14 protein-coding genes are annotated in these 19439 nt (G+C 44.9%); 5 read left to right on the top strand and 9 right to left on the bottom strand.

The annotated features are described in order from the left end of the window. Positions 1-117: 117 nt before the first annotated feature. On the bottom strand, positions 118-462 hold the full coding sequence (locus tag OJ16_RS19270; RefSeq protein ID WP_408063512.1) for a YdcH family protein: 345 nt from the start codon (positions 460-462) through the stop codon (positions 118-120). Positions 463-830: 368 nt separating this feature from the next. On the opposite strand from OJ16_RS19270, the gene OJ16_RS19265 reads away from it, so the two are divergent. The 3 genes from OJ16_RS19265 to OJ16_RS19255 are packed head-to-tail and all read left to right on the top strand — an operon-like array spanning position 831 to position 5623. Further along, positions 831-4049: a response regulator gene (locus OJ16_RS19265; RefSeq protein WP_040993088.1), complete on the top strand. Its 3219-nt coding sequence runs from the start codon at positions 831-833 to the stop codon at positions 4047-4049. Between the two features lie 42 nt (positions 4050-4091). After that, positions 4092-4550: a hypothetical protein gene (locus OJ16_RS19260; RefSeq protein ID WP_236688442.1), complete on the top strand. Its 459-nt coding sequence runs from the start codon at positions 4092-4094 to the stop codon at positions 4548-4550. Then, on the top strand, positions 4550-5623 hold the full coding sequence (locus tag OJ16_RS19255) for a hypothetical protein (RefSeq protein ID WP_040993084.1): 1074 nt from the start codon (positions 4550-4552) through the stop codon (positions 5621-5623). Before OJ16_RS19260 ends, OJ16_RS19255 begins: the two co-directional genes overlap by 1 nt. A gap of 98 nt (positions 5624-5721) precedes the next feature. Here OJ16_RS19255 and OJ16_RS19250 read toward each other — a convergent pair whose 3' ends face one another. The 5 genes from OJ16_RS19250 to yfcC all read right to left on the bottom strand — a co-directional run bounded on the left by OJ16_RS19250 (position 5722) and on the right by yfcC (position 12719). Then, positions 5722-7257: a sulfatase-like hydrolase/transferase gene (locus OJ16_RS19250; protein WP_152613884.1), complete on the bottom strand. Its 1536-nt coding sequence runs from the start codon at positions 7255-7257 to the stop codon at positions 5722-5724. Positions 7258-7354: 97 nt separating this feature from the next. Further along, positions 7355-8269, bottom strand: a complete 915-nt coding sequence (locus tag OJ16_RS19245) for a LysR family transcriptional regulator (protein WP_040993080.1) — start codon at positions 8267-8269, stop codon at positions 7355-7357. 111 nt (positions 8270-8380) lie between these two features. Further along, positions 8381-9562 carry an anaerobic sulfatase maturase gene (locus tag OJ16_RS19240; protein ID WP_040993077.1) on the bottom strand — a complete coding sequence of 394 codons (1182 nt, stop codon included), beginning with the start codon at positions 9560-9562 and terminating at the stop codon, positions 8381-8383. Between the two features lie 445 nt (positions 9563-10007). Beyond that, a complete protein-coding gene (locus tag OJ16_RS19230; protein WP_040993073.1) occupies positions 10008-11003 on the bottom strand; it encodes a succinylglutamate desuccinylase/aspartoacylase family protein in 996 nt (331 codons plus the stop codon). A gap of 183 nt (positions 11004-11186) precedes the next feature. Continuing rightward, entirely contained in the window at positions 11187-12719 is a 1533-nt protein-coding gene (gene yfcC / locus OJ16_RS19225) for a putative basic amino acid antiporter YfcC (protein ID WP_082030295.1), read from the bottom strand. Between the two features lie 410 nt (positions 12720-13129). Here yfcC and OJ16_RS19220 point away from each other — a divergent pair, with 410 nt between their 5' ends. Further along, positions 13130-14356, top strand: coding sequence for a DEAD/DEAH box helicase (locus tag OJ16_RS19220; protein WP_040993071.1), 1227 nt, complete (start codon positions 13130-13132; stop codon positions 14354-14356). Positions 14357-14432: 76 nt separating this feature from the next. Here the strand turns inward: OJ16_RS19220 and OJ16_RS19215 are convergent, their stop codons facing one another. Then, on the bottom strand, positions 14433-15710 hold the full coding sequence (locus OJ16_RS19215; protein ID WP_040993069.1) for a hypothetical protein: 1278 nt from the start codon (positions 15708-15710) through the stop codon (positions 14433-14435). Between the two features lie 146 nt (positions 15711-15856). On the opposite strand from OJ16_RS19215, the gene OJ16_RS19210 reads away from it, so the two are divergent. Continuing rightward, entirely contained in the window at positions 15857-17401 is a 1545-nt protein-coding gene (locus OJ16_RS19210) for a bifunctional metallophosphatase/5'-nucleotidase (RefSeq protein WP_040993067.1), read from the top strand. Positions 17402-17555: 154 nt separating this feature from the next. Here the strand turns inward: OJ16_RS19210 and OJ16_RS19205 are convergent, their stop codons facing one another. Further along, a complete protein-coding gene (locus tag OJ16_RS19205; protein ID WP_236688439.1) occupies positions 17556-19007 on the bottom strand; it encodes a toxin-antitoxin system YwqK family antitoxin in 1452 nt (483 codons plus the stop codon). A 30-nt stretch (positions 19008-19037) separates the two neighbouring features. Next, a complete protein-coding gene (locus OJ16_RS20230; RefSeq protein ID WP_236688438.1) occupies positions 19038-19439 on the bottom strand; it encodes a toxin-antitoxin system YwqK family antitoxin in 402 nt (133 codons plus the stop codon).

Here is a 19439-nt window from a genome sequence, read left to right as displayed (position 1 = left end):
CTCTGTTGCAAAAGGCGCTCTATATTGAGCGCCTTTCTATTGCTGCTTATAAAGTTATCGTTGATAACGCTGCCGTGGCTCAAGCGTCAAGCTTGATCCTAACAATCGAAAATCCGATTATTCGTGGGTCAGCTTTTGATATAAATCGTCTTTGAGCTGTGCACGGTGTTGTTTCAATTGCACCATGGAAGGGTCATCAATGGGCGAATTATTCAACTCGAGCACCCTGATTTGTTTATCCAATGCGTTGTAGTCTTTAACCTCTTTATGAAAAGAGGGATTACTCTCCATCAGTGACACTATCTTCTCTTCCATCTCTGGAAATTCATTCAGTAATGCGTGACTTTCGCCTAACATCTTGCCTCCTTCATCGACTGTGACTTTTATCGCGACTGGCTTGTTAACATGACCGTTTGCTTTTAGCCATGCAGGCCATTTACCGCCCATACAATGCTTGTCCATACTGTCCGCTGCCGTCAGCAGCAACAGTTACAAGTGTAGGTTGTAAATAGTCAATGTGTATCCAAACTCAGCGTTCCTAATAGGCTTTTTGATAAAAAGTTAATCTCCATCACAAGCCATTATTCAATAAGACGTTCACTAGGGAGGCGCTATTTTGTCTACACGCTCACAAGCTTCAAACGCATGTCAAGATTAGCTCTAACCCAATTTGATGAGGGTTAAATTGAATACATGATGCTTTGGTCGTGCAAATCGACAAATATACGCCCATATAGTCACTCTATTTCACAAATTTACCTATAAATACAATCATTACACGTTCCTTAACTACACTTTTCATACTAGTCGGCTAAAAATGGATATGAAAAATGCCAAAATGGGTATCATGGAGCGATATCTCTATAAAATATAAGCTGTTTGGGTTGGTCTTACTGCCCATTACGCTATTGCTCTACCTTGCTTTTCGTCAGGTGAGCTTATTGAATCACCAAACTGATGATTTAAATAAAGCGAAATCTGTTACGACCTTTCTTCAAGCGATGTCGCAAATTGAACACGGAGATAACTCAGCGTCGAGCTCAACGGATGCCCCTGTGACGACGACAGACATTCAACCTTTGATTGCGGATATCTATCCTCAAACTGAAGTGGCGGCAATGTCTGATACCTTGCGATCTTTTCTATCGGCTTCATTACAAATGAAGCTTCAACAAAATTCAGAAGAAGCATTGGATTCAATTGAATGGCAGGCGGAGCTATACCAACAACTGCTCGCTTCATTAGAACGCGTGCAACTCAAAGAAGCCCCTATTACTATCCAAAATGATATTAATGCCCTTACTCAGCTCGAATGGATGATGTTTTGGGCCAGCCAAGAAACCTTATTGAGTCAGCAACTGGTCGAAAACACTCAACTCGATGACGAACAAAAGGACGAACTTCTCAGTCAAATTGCTTCACTGGCGCAAAACCAGCAACTATTCGTAGAGCGCTTCATTAAGCTAAATGCCAATGAGCAACAAATTAACTTTATGCTTGCGGCCTTTAGCCATGAATCCTTCCAACAAAGTATGGTTTTCAGACAAGCATTACTCACTCAAAATGATAGTGCACCGCTGAGCGCCTTAGAAACGGAAGCCGGTTTAGTCGCACTACTTGCTCGCCTTGAACAACTGAATGGCGTCGCACTTAAGATTGAAAGCCAATTGGTTGAGCGCATCGAAAGTGCAACGAAAATTGCCAACAATGAGCGTCTCATTTTCATTAATGCTGTCTCTGTTCTCACTTTTTTGGTGATTTTCATCGCCATCAATTTAGTGAGACGAGTCACCAACAATCTTGAAGTTGTGCTGCGCTATCTCAAAAACGATGATGACCACCAACCTGACACACTCACAAAACAAATATCGGGTAATGATGAGCTCAATCGCTTTGCCCAAGAAGTTGAACGACTCACACTGGAACGAAAGCAAGCCAATGAACGTTTAACGTTAGCCAAAAATGTTGCCGAAGACGCAAAAGATGCGGCAATTCGAGCCAGTAAAGCAAAAAGCAGCTTTTTGGCGAACATGTCCCATGAGATACGCACGCCACTTAACGGCGTCATTGGTATCTCTGAGGTGCTGTCAGATACGTCATTGACCCCAACGCAACGCGACTATGTCGATACAATTGAGACATCATCACAACTGTTGCTCAGCTTAATCAATGATATTTTGGATTTTTCTAAAATTGAATCTGGCATGCTGTTGATTAGTCACCACTCCACCAATGTGCGCGAAAGTATTTACGATATCGCCTCGATAATTGCCCCCAAAGCAAAGGAAAAAGGCTTAGATTTACGCGTTACCATTGATACCAATGTGCCATATAAACTCATGATTGATGACCATCGATTGCGCCAAACATTGATGAATTTCATGTCTAACGCGGTGAAATTTACAGAACAAGGCAGTGTCGAAATCGCGATTGCGACTGAGTTCGATGCGAAAAACTGCCTCACTCCCCCGACAACTTGCCAGCTTGAATTCTCGGTCAGGGATTCAGGAATAGGGATTGACGACAAACAACAAAAGAATATTTTCGAACCTTTTGCCCAAGAAGATGAATCAACCACACGTCAATTTGGCGGCACAGGTCTAGGCCTAGCGATCAGCACCCAACTCGTCGAGTTAATGGGCGGCAAAATTCAGCTTGAATCCGAAAAAGGCATAGGTAGCCGATTCTATTTTTCCTTAGAATTTGACATTGAACATCTACACTACCCAATAAACCGCACAGCGGCGCTGTCTGTGGGTTTGATTAGTGATAACGGTTCTCTAAGCCAAACGCTTGTTCAAGAACTGAATTTTTATGACCACCAAGTGACGCATCGTTTTGAGACTATTGAGGACTACCTTGCCGACAATCTCGACTCGAAGCCTAACGTCATCATCTTCCTTGAGTCGGCACCCGATTCTGCGCAGCAGTACCTCAGCCACTTTAATAAGATCAGAAAATCCGGAACCCAAATTGGGCTTATTCGTTCATTTAAGAGCCGCCCTTTTGATTTTGAACATCATGTCGATGCCCTCATCACTCGTCCTTTCTATGGTCAACGTTTAGCGCGAGGACTCAATCGCTGTGTGGCCCCTGTTTCTGATAATCCAACTAGCCCAGAAAACAACGTTCAGCATGGCAAAAAAATCCTGATTGTCGAAGACAATACCGTCAACCAAAAAATCGCCGGACTTCATTTAACCAAGGCTGGATTTGAATTTGACATTGCCAATAACGGCACCGAAGCGGTGGCAATCTATAGCGAAAATCCTGAACACTATGCCGTCATACTCATGGACTGCATGATGCCAATCATGGATGGTTTTGAAGCCACATCGGAAATTCGACACTTTGAAGAGAACACCGACAAACATGTTCCCATTATCGCGCTTACCGCCAGTGTGATTGATGACGATATTCAGCGTTGTTTTGATGTCGGGATGGATGACTATATTACCAAACCATTCAAAGCCCATATTTTAAGAGAAAAAATCGATAGCTTCTTACCGCTACCGGCTATTTCAACCGTGCCATTGAATACAGTGCCATTGAACACAAAGCAAGCCGGGACAGTACACTCAGATAAGCCACTCAATGTCGACCCGCTAAATTCGTTAACAGGTCATAAAGAAGAGCGAGCGGAATTCAGCCCAAGTGCGCCAAAAAATGCCACACGCTCAGAGCGCGTCTTACTGGTCGAAGACAACCGTGTTAATCAAAAAGTTGCGTCGATTATGCTCGATAAAGCAGGATTTGGTTACGCTATCGCGGAAAATGGCCAAATTGCCATCGACATGTACAGTGCTGACAGCAGCTTTGACGTGATATTAATGGATTGCATGATGCCCGTTAAAGATGGCTTTGCCGCAACCAAAGAGATCCGACAATATGAATTAAGTTCTGGTTTAGTTAAAACCCCTATTATCGCGCTCACCGCGAGTGTCATCGACGATGATATCCAACGATGTTTCGACTCAGGGATGGATGCCTATATCGCAAAACCGGTGCGTAAAGACAACCTGATTGACAAAATCGAAAGCATAATTTAATTGAGAATAACGTGTATGTATCATCGAAAAGACAATCTAGAGATGAAGCGTAAGTGGCTCAATATCCATTATTGGCTCCTTCCGATTTTGTGTCTGTTTATCTCGGTCAGCTCTAAAGCGATAGGCGCCGAAAAATACGCGATATTTACCTTGGACCAAGAATTTGCTCCGCTTTCAGTCAGCAAAGCTCGCAAGCTCTACCGAGGTAAAACAAAGCGTTTGAGTGGCAAAAAAATCGAGCTATCGGATTGGCCTGAAAACAGCAAAGAGCGCACTGAATTTTACCAATCCTTACTAGGGAAAAATACCGCACAAATGAATGCACACTGGGCATCCTTGTCATTTTCAGGCAAAGCACGTCCACCGAAAGAAATGACACAAGCCAACACCGAGACTCTCATGCAATGGATGAAACAAAAATCATATCGAATCGGCTATGCCCCACTCGAACATGTGCCTAATGAGGCGATGGTTTTGTTTATTGTCGAGGAATTAAAATAATGAAAAAAACCACAATTTTAACCGTAATTTTGTTCGTTGTTGCCCCTTCTGCAAGCGCAAGTTTTGAAATTAACGATAACATTCTGATCAGTGGATTTGGCTCTACGTCTTGGGCAAAAAGTGACAATGAGACACCGCTACTGACCCACAATGAAATAACGAATGAAAGTTGTTTTGACTGTGACACCATCTTTGGAATGCAGGCCGACGCTTACTTCGATGCCCTTCACCTTTCTGCTCAAGTCGTTAAGAGGCCACAAGATCACTGGAGTGATCCTGAACTCGAATGGATTTACGCTGGTTATACCTATAAAGACGTGCTCGCGCGCGTTGGCCGCTTACGTATTCCACTGTTTCTGTATTCGGAATATTTCTACGTCGGTCATGCCTACACAATGGCCCGCCCACCCAATGAAGTCTACGGCAGTATTCTTGGTATCACCGCCTATGAAGGGTTCAGCTTAACGTGGAATATGGACTTAGATGATGACAAGTCCTTGTCTATCACGCCGTTTTATGGCCTAAGCGATGAACAAAACATAAAACTGAATGACAGCACTGACCTTGAGCTTGATACTGACCGCATGTACGGTTTGAATGCCATTTTGTCTGGCGACAATTACCGGTGGAATTTTTCGTACCTCAATTCCGCTTACGATCAACGTGTATCTGTCGTCGGTGTTCCTGGCTATGCGTCTCAATCAAAAGACAATACCATCGAGTTATATACCATTGGAGCGGAATATGATTTTGACCATACGATGATCAGTACAGAGCTTCAAAAAAGTGACCGTACCGCCTCTTGGTACGTCTCGGCGCAATATCGTTTAAATACATTAACGCCCTATCTTGTTTACGGACAACAATATAACGAAGTGATCAACGAAAAAGGCCGCGTGAGGGAAGGTGAAAGTGTCACCGCAGGGCTGCGCTATGATGTTCGATATAACATCTCTATCAATGGTGAATGGCAATATTTCCATACCGAAAACAACGGTGAAGGTGCGTTTGTCCAAACGCCCGATAAACCAACCGGACAGCTCTATACCTTGATGGTCAATTTTGTTTTCTAGAGCATTCGTCAGTAGCAAAACATACAAGCAATAAAACACATGGCTGCCAATCATTACCAATGACGAGCAGCCATGTCACTCACGTCTTAATCAACAATTTAATCAACGATCGATTTATCCGCCATCCCAATTCCGCCTGACTTTTGTCTTGGTGGAAAGTCTTTTAGTGATTGCTGATATTTCATCGCTTGCTTTTGCAAGGAAGGCAACACCCAAGATTTTTCTTTCATCCACAAGAACCAACCTCGTGTATCGGGTGAACGCTCATAAGGGTCGGCTTTAATGTTAATCAGCATCCCCAATGGCCATTCTTCCACCGGTGCAATCCACTCGGTTTTGGTTTTCAAATGCACTTTCCAATCATCAACACGGAACGCATTGAGTGAGTTCTCGTTGTAGAAGAAGAATTCACGGCGCGCACTTTTATCGTTGTTCGTCAGCATACCCAATTGGTCATAGCCATCAAGGTGCACTTTATACGACTGGCCATTGATCTTTTTGCCTTTTAGCAGCTCTTGCTTAATGCCAGGCTCACCAACCGCTGACATGATCGTAGGCACCCAATCTTCTGCTGTCATTAAACCTTCGGTATACGTGCCCTGTGGCAACTTGTCAGGCCAACTCACGAGCATTGGTACGCGAAACCCGCCGTCCCAAGTCGTGCCTTTTTGACCGCGGAAAGAAGCGGCGCCGCCATCCGGCCAGTGGTCAAGGTTCACCCCATTGTCGGAGGTAAATAACAACAGGGTATTATCCAATTCACCTAGGGCGTCCAATTTGTCGATCAGCCGACCGATTTGGCCATCCAGTTCCTTGAGCGCATCATAGTAGAGTGTCGTTTGGCTTATGCCTTGATTCTCTGGGCGTACGTGAGTTTTCTGATGCATTCTGGTTGGGTTGTACCACATAAAATAAGGCTGGTCGTCGCGCTTAGCCTCATGTGAATCTAGCCAATCCATTGCAAAGGTCAAAAACTCCTCATCCACGGTTTGCATGCGTTTCGCACCAAGTTCGCCTTTATCGGTCACAATTTGTTTGCCCACCATACCAAAACGAGGTTCAACGGTTGCATCTAACTTCTCGGTTGCGATGGAATGAAGTACGTTACGTGGACGCCCGATAAAATTGGGGTCATTTGGAAATTCCGGCTGCTCAGGCATTTCCATCACGTTTAAATGGTAGAGAAACCCAAAAAATTCGTCGAAGCCATGAACGGTTGGTAAGTGACTATTGTTGTCACCTAAATGGCTCTTGCCAACATGAACGGTCGCGTAGCCTTTATCTTTCAGCATCTCAGCGAGTGTGGGATCTTCGGCTTTTAAGCCCAATGTGGAACCCGGCTGCCCAACAGAGGTTAAACCGGTACGGAATGGGTATTGCCCGGTGATAAACGCTGAACGCCCAGCCGTTGAACTGCCCTGTGCGTAATAATCACTGATCATGACGCCACGTTGTGCGATCTTATCAATATTCGGTGTGCTGATAGCACCAAGTCCACGATGATACGCCGAGATATCGATTGGAGCGACGTCATCAAGCATAATTGCGACGATATTTGGCGGCGTTTCCGCGAATGCACTGCCGCTTGCGAGCAGTGACATTGCGGTCACTTGCAAAGGAAGAATAGACTTCATTAGGTTCCTTACTCTCAGATTCTATAACACAAATAATTCACCGCTATAGAGTAAGGAACTTTATTAAAAAATAGGCCTATTCACGCAATTACATTCCTTAATAAGGTTCATTCAATTGCTGTTGAATAATGCTTTCTATCGTCACCTGTAACCACTGAGTCAAAGGATCGTGTTTGTTTTTCAAATGCGTAAACAATGAAAATGAACGCCGAAAGGTATCTTTGTATAATTCGACTGGCAAAGGCTCACAGCGAAACGCGTCACTCAAGCTGCTGCGACATTTTGTCGAGGCAATACCAATAAAATCACTCTCCTTGACCACATCTAACATTAACCCTAAGTCACTACTGCGTAGGTTAATGTGCTTATTCAGATGGTATTTCTTAATTAGCATCTCTGCTTTAGAAGACTCGATATAGCCCGGAATAAGATTGATGCAAAGCGGGTATTCACGCAGTTGCGTTAAATTACTCTCCGTTAACGGATGGTCATGGCGCATGATCAACTCAAACTTGTCATACCCTAAGAAGGTTTCGATCAGGTTTTTATTGGTCTCCATCGGCAAGTAACCCACTCCCCAACATGCTGTATTCGTTTCCAGTTTCAGGATGGCATCTTCACTCCAACAACGGCAATCGATGGTGAGTTTTGGTGCCAAAGCAGCCAGTTTGCTGATTAACGGTGCCGCTAACCATCGCATCATTGTTGGAGGGAACAACAGTTGTACTTCGCCTTTCAACTCCTCAATAGCCCAAGATTTATCGATGGAATACAATCCTTCCAACTGCTCGAGAATATTAGGAATAAGGTCAATTAACTTTAAGCACTTAGCCGTAGGCTTTAACTGCGTTTTATCTCGCACAAATAATTCATCATCAAACTGCTCTCGCAATTTTTTAAGCATCACACTAATTGTCGGCTGGCTAACACGAAGCGTTCGAGCCGCCGCCACGGTTTGCTGAGTGTCATTTAAGACTAAAATCAATTTCAATAAGTTGTAATCATACTGCATGTTTAATTCCAATGACTCGGTAATATATCGCAAAGCGCATGACGGCTATTATGTTTTGGCTATTATGTTTTGGCTATTATGTTTAGGATACGATATAAATTATTGATTAATTTATCTAAATAGTGAGTAATATTCCGCAGAATAACCATTTTTCATGGCCGTTACCATCGGGATTAGTGTGGGTAACGCATGGTAGAAAAACCGCTGATAGCCCGCACACAATGCATTATGTTGCTCGTCGCCATGATGCGGCACGAGGCGATATTTTGGACAGCCACCCTGGCATAACGGCAGAAAGTCGCACTGCCGACATTGCTGACTTAAGGTTTTTTGTTTATCCGCCCCAAAGCGGCGTTGCGTCTGTGAATTAGCCAAAGATTGCAAACTCGCATCCTCCGAGACATCTTCCCCTAACTTGCCCAACTGATAATCTGGATAGACATAGTGATCACAGCTATAAATCGCCCCATCTTTTTCAATCGCAAGTTGCTGACCACACTCCGCACTGTGGTGGCACATTTGGCTTGGATATCCCATCAAAATCATTAAGCAATTTTCAAAAAACTGCACGTACACTTTACCGACATCATTGGCGCACCACTGATCAAATACCGCACATAAAAATGCGCCCCATTGCTCGCCTGTCAGTGACCAATTCCGTTCATCACGCTGATCTAATTCGTGATCCAAGCAAGGCTGAAACTGCATATAGCCGCTGCCGTTTTGTTTGAGGAATTGATAAATTTCTTGGCCACAGTGGTAGTTTTGGTTATTGATGACCGACAGCGTATTAAATTCGACCCCGTTACGCCTTAAATGATCAATCCCTCGTAGAGTACGCGAAAAGGTGCTATTTCCCTTTTTGTCCACACGGCATAAATCATGGATATGTTCAGGGCCATCAATGCTAATGCCAACCATAAAGTGATGGTCAGCAAAAAACTTGGCCCACTGCTGACTAATCAATGAGCCATTCGTTTGTATTGTATTTTTAACTAAAGGCTTATGAGGGAGGGTTGAAATGAAATGGGATTGGCGCTCGACCACGGATTGATAAAAAGCTAAGCCTGCTAAAAGAGGTTCGCCGCCATGCCATATAAAGTCGATCGGTCGATCACTAACGGGTTGCGCCGCGATATGTTGCTCGATCGCGCGATCCAATAGCTTGTGGTCGATATGGGCTTGATGAGTCGCATCATGCTTATTCCAATAGTAGCAATAGCGACAATCTAAATTACATTGAGAACCGAGGGGTTTGAAAAATAAACTAAAGGGTAACTGAGTTGATGCCATTCTGCCTCCATCGTAGAAACGCGAAGATAACAGGCAAGCCGCTAGGCGGCAATTAGCGTTCAACCTTGTTCATCAAACGGTAATCCCCAACCAAGAATATGAAAATTAAAACCTTAAAAATCAAAACTTTAAATTGAATTCACCGCCATTAATAAACTAAATTGTGACTATTTAATTTGTTAATACCGCAATCAACAGGTCAAATATCGTTTTAACCCAACAGACGGTTTATCCAGGTAATTTCACCGTAAGAGACAAGATCAAAAATCGTCAAAAAGATCGCTGTGATCACCGCTAATTTGATAAGACGAATAACAATAAACATCGCGTTTTCCGTTAGAAGTTGAGTGGAAGTATTATTACGCAAACATGAGATAAGTAAAGCGTCAGATTCAGACCTAAAAGCCAAGTGAACTCAACCTTTAGGTCCAACTGTCGAAGACGATTACTTAATCAGACGGACAAGTAGTGAACCCGGTGCGCGGATAGATTCAATATTGTGGCTCAATACCATACCGGCACTAGGCGCAAAGTAACGTTTAAGCTCATCACCAAAGCTGTCGTATTGAATCGCCACTAAATCACCGCTCTGAATTTGATCCATCATACGCACTTGCGGCAAAACAAACCCACCCACTTCTGCGCGAATGCTCACGATATCAGCACCTTCTACACATGGCACCACGGCTTCAACCTCACCAGCAATAACTTGGTGATGCTTCAAAATATTGAAGATACCTTGCACCGTGCGCTCGATCAGAGATTGATCGGTATAGCGGCCCATACCGACTTCAATCGTGATACTTGGCACGCCACTGCTGTTCCATACGGTTTCGAGCACGCCTGCATCACCTGGATCATTTAAAATGGCGTCAGGATTGACTAAGCGCGCCATTTCAAGCGCGGTTTCAAGGCGGAAATCCGCAAACACATACAGTGGGTAAGTTGTGCCTGAAGTTTGAGTATGCAAATCAATCGCTAAATCGGCGTTATCTTTTAGCAAACCATTCCATAGCGTGAACAAAAATCGGCTTGCTTCGTTGCCATTGGCATCGCCTGGGAAGAAACGGTTTAAATTGGTCGGTGAACAATCAGGGTCAACAGAGAAGAAATCTCGACTGTGGTGCAGCATACCCGTCAAATTAATCATTGGCACGATAGTCACCGTGCCTGCCAACTCTTTCGCCACCAATTCACGCGCCGTTTGTTGCGCGGCTAAAACACCATTGTATTCATCACCATGAACACCGGCTGTAATCATAATTTTTTTGCCCGGCTTGCTGCCTTTAAACACCAACACAGGCAGGTGTTGCCACTGTGAAATAGCATTCGTCGCAATTTGGAACATAAATTTATGCTCACCAGCAGGCAAGTCTGCCACATCGAGTGAGTTGATTACGCGGCGACCTTGAATAACGTCATCGAGATAATGTGTAGCCATAGAATGGTTTCTCCAAAAAGTTGAGAAATCCTAAAAAAACAATTGGAATCGAGCGTTGATCAGACTTGCTGAGCACGGACTGTTCCAGTTGATATAAGGAATAGACGGATAGGAAATAATAACGCGCTAAAAACAAAAATGGCGAGATTTACTCTCGCCATTTTTTTAACTAAGGATTGTTGATTAAGAGAAGCCCAACAGCTGAGCAACCACAACCACAATACTTGAAATAACGAACAGCATCAGCATAAAGCGCCAGCAGAATTTCGCCCAGTCACCCCAATCGATACGACACACACCCAGTGTCGCCATCAAAGGAGCTGACGTTGGAACGATAACGTTCGTGAAGCCATCACCCAACTGGAATGCCAATACCGCAACTTGGCGTGTTACGCCTGCAATATCAGACAATGGCGATAGCAATGGCATCGTTAATGCTGCTTGACCCGAACCAGAAGTAACAAAGAAGTTGAACACAGATTGGAAAACGTACATCAACCAAGCTGATGCGACCGCAGGTAGGCCGCTTAACATGCCACCAGCACCGTTTAGAATGGAGTTTAGTACGCTTGGCTCTTCAGAAGAACCGCCACCAAGTAGTAATAGAACCCCTTTCGCACAGCCCACAAGCAATGCAGGAGCAAGCATGATGCCCGCGCCTTCTTTAAATGCCGCCGCAGCGTCATTCAATGTCATGTCGTTGAGACGGAAAATAGTACCGATGATCGCAACCACAAAGCCCATGGTGAAGAACTGAGACGCGATTTCTGGAATGTACCATGCGTGTGCAACAACACCCCAAACAACCCAAAGCGTTGAAGCGATAACCGTTAAGATAACCAGAGTATCGCCTAGATTCCAACGAGACGCGGTTTCCGACAACTCTTGAGTACGGAAGTGTGCATCAGTGCGACGGCTGTATGACAGTTCAGGATTTGCCTTAATACGTGCAGCATACGCCATAGTAAACGCAATACCCAGCAAAGTGAAACCAGCCCACAAGCACATGCGTACCGTCATGCCTGATAAAACAGGAACGCCCGCAATACCTTGTGCAATCGCAACGGAGAATGGGTTCATCCACGACGTAGCGAAACCAACTTGAGTAGCAATGTAGGTTACCATGACGGTCGTAATACCATCGTAGCCTAAGCGAACCATTAGTGGTGCGATAATAATAGCGAAAGCCACAGCCTCTTCGCCCATACCAAATACTGCACCACCAAGTGAGAACAATAAAAATAGCACTGGGATAAAGAGTGACTCGTTACCTTTCGTCTTATCAATGAGGCGTAGGATGCCGTTATCGATTGTACCGGTGCGCATAACCACACCAAAAGCACCACCGATCACAAGCATAAACATGATTACGCCGACCGCACTGCCCCATTTAGAGCCTGAAACCAAGCCTTCAAATGGGAAGTTCATGAGGCCAATGCCGCCGCCAGAAGCAAACAGGCTTACAGAATTGTAAACAAGTTCACCTTTTTCATCGGTTGCGTAAGCAAATGAATTAGGGTCAATAACTGTACGTGTCTTTTCAGCACCATCGACCATGTATGTCACCTGCTGGCTATCAAAAGAACCTGCAGGGATTAAGTAAGTAAGAATCGCAGCAAAGATACCAACAAAAAAGATCAAAATAAGGGTATCTGGCATTTGCCAAGATTTCTTCGTTACAGCCGAGTCCGCTGGCTGTGCATGAGAGTGAGACATAACCAATTTCACTATAGAATTTGTAGAGCATGAAATATCGTTAAAACAGAATAAAAAGTCAATATTTAAAAATATGATAGATTATTAATTCATCAACACTCGCAAATGCAGTTACATACACATCATTAAAAACATCAAACGATCACGATAAACAAACAAATGCCAAATATAAGCAACAAACCTGCTGGTAAATCAATCGCCAAGGCGAACAATCCCCCACTCTATGACAATCCGCCTATTCATGACCTATAGATAATCACACACAACAGCACGCAATCTGTCTTCGGTAATGAATGGTTTATACAAACGAACGACCAATATGAATATCTTTTCGAATAGTCGCGCTTAATATTGCCATTCATTCTTAGCTTGGTATTCTATGCGCCAACACGATTAAATGACGTCATACTATGCAATTTACCGAGCTTAACCTCAGTGCTGATCTTACCATCGCTATTTCAAGCCAGTTTACCCACGCAACGGCTATCCAAACTTCCGTTATTCCAGTTGCATTAGCCAATAAAGACATACTTGCCCTTGCTCAAACCGGTAGCGGTAAAACATTAGCGTTTGGTTTGCCGATCTTGGAACGCGTGAAAGCTCTGCGCTCGGTCACTCAAGCGATCATCCTCGTTCCAACTCGTGAGCTTGCCATGCAGGTGCATGACGCACTGCGTTGTATCGCAGAAAAGCTTGATATTCGTAGCCAAGTATTATGCGGTGGTGTTGATAAAGACGCGCAAATTGAAGCGTTACAGCAGCGCCCAGAAATTATCGTTGCAACGCCAGGTCGCCTACTCGACTTACTCAATGACAATGCCATTGATGCCAGTACGATTACCACACTGGTTTTAGATGAAGCCGATCGCCTCGTCGAGATGGGATTCTGGAGTGACGTGCAAAAGATCGTTGCCTACACACCCGCCACGCGTCAAACGATGATGTTCTCTGCAACTCTGCTTCCAGAGCTAAAAGCGAGCATGGAAAGCCTACTCACGGCCCCAGAAATGATCGAAGCGCATCAAGCAAACAGCGTGGTGAGCGAGATTGAAGAAATCGCGTATTTGGTCAACAAAGGCAGTAAAGCGAATGTACTTATTGACCAGATCAAACAGCATGGTTGGAAACAAGCGCTTGTCTTTATTGGCGCGAAAGATAATGCCGATGCATTATGTAAAAAGCTCAATAAAGCGGGCCTGACGGTTAGTGCGTTACACGGTAACAAGACACAACAAGAACGTGAGACGATTCTAGCCGAGTTTAAACAACAAAAAACACAAATTCTGGTTGCCACTGATCTACTCGCACGCGGCATTCACATCGACCAGCTTCCTGTCGTGATCAATATTGAGCTGCCTTCAAATCCGACGACCTATGTACACCGTATTGGGCGTACCGGTCGCGCTGGCGAAAAAGGCTTAGCGGTCTCACTGGTTTGTCATGGTGAAAGCGAGTATCTGGCTGCCATTCGCCAGTTGACTAACCGTCCTTTACCGTTACAAGAATTGGCCGATTTCCCGGTGACCGATAAACCCTCAAGCGGTGAAAATAAACGAGCCCCTAGAGATAAGCAAGCCAACCGCCGTACCGCAAAAAAGACCAGCATCAAGCAATTTGGCAATAAACCTAAACGCTGATGAAATAGTCATTCACATTGAGTCAATACGCGAAGGCCTCACTATTTCATGAGGCCTCTATTTTTCGCTGTCGCTTTTAATCCTCGAATCTTAAATCCTGATTAAAATTCTGTGCGATCAACGCCATTAAGTGATTCACCCTAGTCGGTGTGAACTCGCCCAAGTGATGGCAAGCGATTTGATCTTCAATATACCGGATTGCTGCAAAGCAAGTGGACAATGAGATCTGTTCAGCGTCTAAGCGGTTATTTCCGCACAATACACTGTACGCTTTTTGGTTGCCTTGGGTGTCAGTCACTGAATGCCAAAGATTCTGCCACCAGCCCAATTTACGCGTACTATGATGCGTGCATTGAGACTTGGTTTCTCCGACCACATACAAAAGCGCCATATTGTCGCGCTTCACACAGTGCGCATATTGCGTAATGCAGGCACCTCGTAAAAACACCTCGTGCTGTAAACAATGACTGCCCACCTCCCCATCTTGCCCAATCCCATGGCCTAGATAGCGAAGCAAAGCAAAGTGAGCGTGTGCCGTAAGCACCGGCAGCGCATGTGACGTGCCTTTTTTCGCCACTTTAACGAGACCAAAATCACAGCGGTCAAACTGACCTCGCGCCAGAAAGCGAGCCTCTTGATCCTCTGCCATTCTCATGGCGCTGGTCGTGTGGTCCCAATTTGTTGACGGCGCATCCTGACAAGATTGGTAGCGCCCTTCCGCTGATAACTCAAGTTCAACAAGCGTTGTACTGATATGAATCACCTCGCCAGTGTCCATATTCGTACTGATTAAACACCATAGCGCATTATTTTCACCGCGATAAGGCACGATAAAACTCACGCTTGCGATTCGCTGGGCTGGTGGGCATTGCCATAACATTTGTAGGGAAAGGCGCTGAATTTGCGCTGTAGCTCGGTCAAAATGCACGCCTTTCTCTGCGGCATACATCAGTATATTGTCGCCATCATCAGGTTTTGCTTTCTTCATGAGGCGCATGATGTGCTCAACATTATTGCGTTGCGCTTGAGTGACGGGATCACGAACCGAAAACGTACGACCGCAAGCCTTGCACTGCCGGCGGGGTTTTTGAACCGCACTACGCCCAAAGCACTTAAAATGACGGCTGCCACAATCGGGACAACAACGTCCACTGTACAAGGCGACTTTTTGCTGCCAAGAATGCCAAATTTTCAGGTAGCTTTCGTTATCTAGCATTGGCGGTGTTGCTGCACATTTATCACAACGCATCGCAAGAAAGCCCAGCGGGCGAATGTGGTATTCATAATCCGGCGCACCTGGCTCGCCCAAATTGGAGCAGTGCCCGCTTTTACACACATTGAGATCACGCAGCATTAATCCACCAAAAGACCGTATTTATTAGCAACAAAAATTGAAAATCGCGCCATTTTATTCGTTTGCGCCAGAATAAACGTGATCTACGTCTGACTTGTGCGTAATGCGCTTCCGTATAGTCCGTCCCAGTTTAAATGGAGGCTCTAATGAAGAAACATATACTTGCGTCACTTATCGCGCTGGCAACTTTGCCTGTTTGTGCAAAAGATTTAACGATTCTTTACACCAACGATATTCACTCAAAAGTTGATCCTTTTATCGCGCGTTATATTGATGACCAACGTCCTGTGGGCGGTTTTGCGAACGTCGCGAGCTACATCAAGCAGCAAAAATCGCAAGCGCCTGACAACACCATCGTACTTGATGCAGGTGATTACTTCTCTGGCTCAACAGTTGATACCTTAACGGATGGCGAGGCGATCATTGATGTGATGAACAGCATGGGTTACGACGTCGCTTCTATCGGTAACCACGAGTTCGATTACGGCTGGGACAACACATTAGTGCAAATGGCTAAAGCCGAATTTGATGTGCTTTTGGGTAACGTGTTCTTTGAAAATTCTGATAAACCATTTTGGGACAAGCCTTACACCATCATCGAACGTGACGGACTAAAAATTGGTGTCATTGGCCTACACGGTAAATTCGCTTTTTACGACACCGTCGCTGCCAACATGCGTCAAAACATCGAAGCGCGTGACGAAATTGAATTCTTACAAATGTACCTTGATGAACTGCGTCCTCAAGTAGACTTGACCATTGCATTGATGCACCAAGGTACTCCAGCTCGCCAATCAAGCTTGGGGGCAACCGATGTACGTCGCGCTTTGGATAAGGACATTCAAACCGCAAAACAAGTCAAAGGTTTGGACATTTTGGTCACCGGTCACGCGCACGTGGGTACTCCTGAAGTGATCGAAGTGAATGATACATTGATTGTTTCAACTGACGGTTACGGCATTAATGTAGGGAAACTGATGATCGATTTCGATGAAGAAACGCGCACAATCAAAGGATTTGATTTCGACTTGAAAACCATTTGGGCTGACGAGTGGAAATCTGACGAAGAAACCCAAGCTCGCATCGACAAATGGAAAAAAATTGTCGATGGTATCGTCAATGAAAAACTGACAAACACATCGATGACGCTGACTCGCTCTTACGGCGAATCCTCAACGTTGGGCAACCTTGTTGCCGACTCAATGCTGCCAAATTTTGCCGATGGTGAATTAGCGTTCACAAACAGCGGCGGTATCCGTGCGGATATTGAAGCCGGTGATATTACCTACGGTGATGTGATTGACTCACTACCGTTCCCGAACTATCCAGTGGTCATGGATCTCACCGGTGCTCAAATTCGCAGCCTAATGGAACACGCGGCAGGTCTAACAAACGGTGTCATGCAAGTGTCGAGCGGTGTGTACATGGCGTACGATTCATCATTGCCGACTGGCGAACGTGTACAAACGCTGACGCTAAATGGCAAGCCGATGATAGATGAACAAGTTTATCGCGTCGTAACCAATAACTTCTTGGCGGATGGTGGTGACGGCTTCGCTGCCTTTACCGACGGCAAAAATCGTAAAGAACGCGCTGGTGAACCGCTTTCTCTTGGCTTCAAACAGTACTTATCTCGTCCAGACGCGTTAAGTAAAGTCAGTGAAACTCGCATTACAGAAATCAAAAAATAACGCCACTTTCGTTATTTAGATTTCAAGATTCGTCGTGTCTTGACCTGAAAAGCTTCACTTGGAAAAGACAACGAAACCCGCTTAAAAATCAAAGGCCTTTCCGCTTGGAAAGGCCTTTCTTCATCCAGAAATCAACAACGTAAACGACGCTCGACTACCATGATAGGCCCACAGAGTCATCATTAGGATAGATTTTACCATTGGTGCTATAGTATTCCGTATCACCATTTTGCTCATCGTCTACGAAGCGAACAATACGTTTAAGTGCGCCATGCTCTGCGAAATAGTAGAATGCGCCTTGTCGACGGCCTTGCTGATCAAATTGTTCACGGCCAAGTTCATAGCCTGCCTCTGAATGAGCGAACCAAGCGCCTACCTTATTGCCCTTGTCATATGTACCGGACCAAATAACAACATCAGGCTCATAGTCTTCTTGATGTAGCCACGGCCCATCTCGCTTACCGTCAACGTATTTTCCTTTGGCCAACAACGTACCATATTGAGAATAATTTTCGGTGTCACCATGCAGTATGCCATTACGATAATGTTCCCATTTCACGCGTTTTCCTGACTCCTTCTCCACCATGGCGACCTCACCATCGAGCTTACCTTGGCGATTATAGTTTTCACTGTGGATGATACCGTTGTAAAAGTATTGCCATAGCCCGGTTCTTTTACCTTTGAGGTACGTACCACTTTCAATTAACTCACCGGAGGTACTCTCGATAAGGTACGCACCGTTGGGTACCCCTTTCTTATAGTGTGTCGTCACCATGCTATCGTTGTACGAGTCCATAACAATATAAGCATTTTCACGCTTACCATTCACGTACTCTAGACGCTGTATCACTTTACCTTGTGAGTCAAACTCCTCATCCAATTGCCACTTTTTCTTCGTGTCTTCTTGTCTGCGGATCGTTAAAGTGCCATCACGGTATGTTTTAGCGTCGGTAATCTGATGATCTTTTTGAAAGGAAGCAAGGTAATCAAATGTTTTATTGCCATCCTCAGCCAGAAGTATCTCCGATGTTTTTCGACCCTGTGAATTGAAAACTCTTTTCGACTTGACGAGATCGACTTGATCATAAAACTCGATTCGCTCGCCTCGACGATTGCCCTTATTGTAATTCTCAACGCTTTTTTTGTTACCCGAAGGGTAATAATTCGTCGCTACGCCATGCAGTCTTCCGTCGAGGTTATGTTTTTCAAAACGCAATTGTTCCTTGGTATGCCACCCGCGCTCTAACCCATTTTTCTTGCCATTTTCATAGGCAATTTCGAGGTATAAAAGACCGTCTTCATGGTACGAGCGACCAAGCCCTGAAGGCTGGTCATTGACATAGTTGATATGATAAGAAACTTGGCCATTTTCATAGTAGCTCGTGTATTCACCGTGACGCATTCCCATGACATAGTGGGATTTTTGTCGCAGGCTACCATCACGATAGAAGGTTTCTTGGATACCATGAGTTTTTCCACTGGCAAAACGGTGCTTTTGCCACACGCTTCCATCTTCATAAAAATGAACATCGCCTCCCACTCGATGCCCATCCAATATCGTATACTCTTCTTCGATGCCACCACTTGCGTAATAAAGACGTCCCACACCTTGTTCTTTGCCCGCGACGAACGTGCCTTATTGGGTTAACACTCCTTCTTCATTATAGAATTTAGTGAGCCCTTCATATTCGCCTTTTGCATTACGGCGGCCGCTCGACATCAATTGCCCATTGTCATAGTAGATTTCGTATTCACCCACCGATTTTCCGGTCGAAATATCACCACTATTGAGTGAACCTTTGAAGTTAACAATATCCCCACCTTGAAAGTATACCGTTACTGGCCACTTGCCGTTATTCTCAGCCAATGGTTCCGTTAAGTAATAACTCGCCTGATCTTCCGATTTGACGATATTCCAATCATCATCAAGCCAAACAGGGGCGGCGGAGACCATAAATGCGGACAGCAATGGAATAAGCACGAGAGAAGGTTTGACGACAAGACGATATGTCCCCCAACCGGTACGTAGATTTCGCAT

The sequence above is a fragment of the Vibrio renipiscarius genome (assembly GCF_000827885.1).
GTDB classification, from domain to species: Bacteria; Pseudomonadota; Gammaproteobacteria; order Enterobacterales; family Vibrionaceae; genus Vibrio; species Vibrio renipiscarius.
Note: the sequence above shows the minus strand (reverse complement) of the source record. Positions and strands in the feature narration are given on the sequence as shown.